At 61.5% G+C, this 1,962-nt stretch carries 1 protein-coding gene; it reads right to left on the bottom strand.

Features of this window, described 5'->3' with window-relative positions; genetic code table 11:
• Positions 1-1,962 (bottom strand): beta strand repeat-containing protein (locus tag AO501_RS14095; protein WP_197419841.1); only part of this gene is annotated, 1,962 nt, incomplete at both ends.

The raw sequence follows: 1,962 nt of genomic DNA, 5'->3' as shown, positions 1-1,962 counted from the left end.
AACCCCGGCCCCGCCACCAAACCCAACACCGGAACCACCACCGGACCCACCGCCGGACCCAACAAACTCAACCGCAACGACTCACCCGGCCCACCCACCACCAAGTTCAACGACGGACCCGACACCACAATCGAATCCACCACAATCGGACCGATCGTTCCGCTCAGTTCCGAGCCATTGAGATGCAATGCCGGAATAACGAAGGACGGGATGGTGATGATCGGCTGACCGTTCACCAGGGATCCAAGGGTGCCCGTGACCGGAATATTGATCGGCACATCAACGTCAATCTGCAGGGCAATACGGGGGATGGTGAAGGTCAGGTCGAAGCCGGCCTGGCCCTGGTTGTCTCCGCGCCAGAAGAAGCCGTTGCTCAGATCACCCCGGTTGAACCCGCCGGTGTTGAAGTCCCCGGTATTGGCCCAGCCAGTGTTGTAATCCCCGGTGTTGAACCACCCCGTATTCATCTGGCCGGGATTCCACGAACCGGTGTTGGAAGACCCCACGTTGAAGCTGCCGGTGTTGTAGCTACCCGGATTGGCGACCCCGGTGTTGAGCACACCAGTGTTGAACACCCCCGTGTTCAGCCGGCCCGCATTGAACAACCCGACGTTCGACTCCCCGGAGTTCCCGATCCCCCAGTTCCCCGAACCGGAATTGAACAACCCCACATTCCCCGACCCCGAATTGAACAACCCCACATTCCCGCCACCGGAGTTCCACGCCCCGAACCCCACCTGATGATCACCGGACAACCCGAAACCAATATTGTTCGACCCGGTATTACCAAACCCCACATTGTTCAGCCCACTGTTGCCGAACCCGAAGTTGTGGTCACCGAGATTACCGAACCCGACATTGTGCGAGCCCAGATTCGCCGGCCCCACATTGAAGTCACCCAGATTCCCCGACCCCAGATTGAAACTCCCCACATTCCCCAACCCGAGATTCCAGGCGCCCAGATTCCCGAAACCAGCATTCGAGTCACCGACATTGCCGAAACCGACATTCCCCCAACCGAGATCAGCGAACCCGACATTGCCCACACCCACACTCGCCAACCCCGCACCCAACACACCCGAGGGCCCCGCCCCGGGTGAGGCCGTGTTGCCGATCCCCGACAACGAACCCCCCAGAGTCGACACCCCCGACACCAAAACACCCAGGTTCTTCACACCCGAGACCATCGACCCGACATTGCCGTACCCAGACACAACCTGACCGATATTCCCGAACCCCGACACCCCACCCGCACCGGAATTGAAGAACCCCGACGACGGCGCCACCGTGCTATTCCCCAACCCCGGCACCGCAGCCACATGCAGCAACTGCACCACCACCGGCCCGGCACTCCCACCCACATTCACCGTCAACGGCGTCCCCACACCCCCCAACACCAGGTTGTTCAAGACGATGGGGTTGACAGCGATCCGCGGTATTGCGATGGAAGTCAATGTGTCGTCGATAGTGACGTGAAGATTCAGCGGCAGCGGGGGTATTGGGATGGTGACTGACGGCAGCGGGTCAGGGAGACCGACACGGATATCGAGTCCGCCCGTGTCGGCCCCCAAGACATTGATTCCCAGGTTCACCGGTATGGCGCCGGTCTGGCCGTGCACTGAAAAGGACTCAATGGCCAGTCCGGTGATGTTGCCGGTGATGGGGATGTTGAGGATGCCGCCGCCGGCCAGGGTCAGGGGGATGTCGGGGATGGTCAGGGTGTAGTCGGCCTGGATCAGGCCCTGGCGGTCACCGCGCCACAACAGGCCGTTGCTCTGGTTGCCCGAGATGAACGCCCCGGTATCGAGGTCGCCGGTGTTGGCCCACCCGGTGTTGGTGTCCCCGGTGTTGAACCCCCCGGTGTTGACATGACCGGGGTTAAAGGGGCTCTTCGCAGATGAGGGTGTAGGGGTGCTCGGCGCGTCGTTGTCGGGATAGGGGTCGAGGTCTTCCGAAGATGGG

Origin of the sequence: Mycobacterium gordonae (assembly GCF_001417955.2) — a bacterium.
Lineage (GTDB): Bacteria > Actinomycetota > Actinomycetes > Mycobacteriales > Mycobacteriaceae > Mycobacterium > Mycobacterium gordonae_B.
The sequence above is the reverse complement of the archived record's forward strand: the minus strand, read 5'-3'. Positions and strand labels throughout refer to the sequence as shown.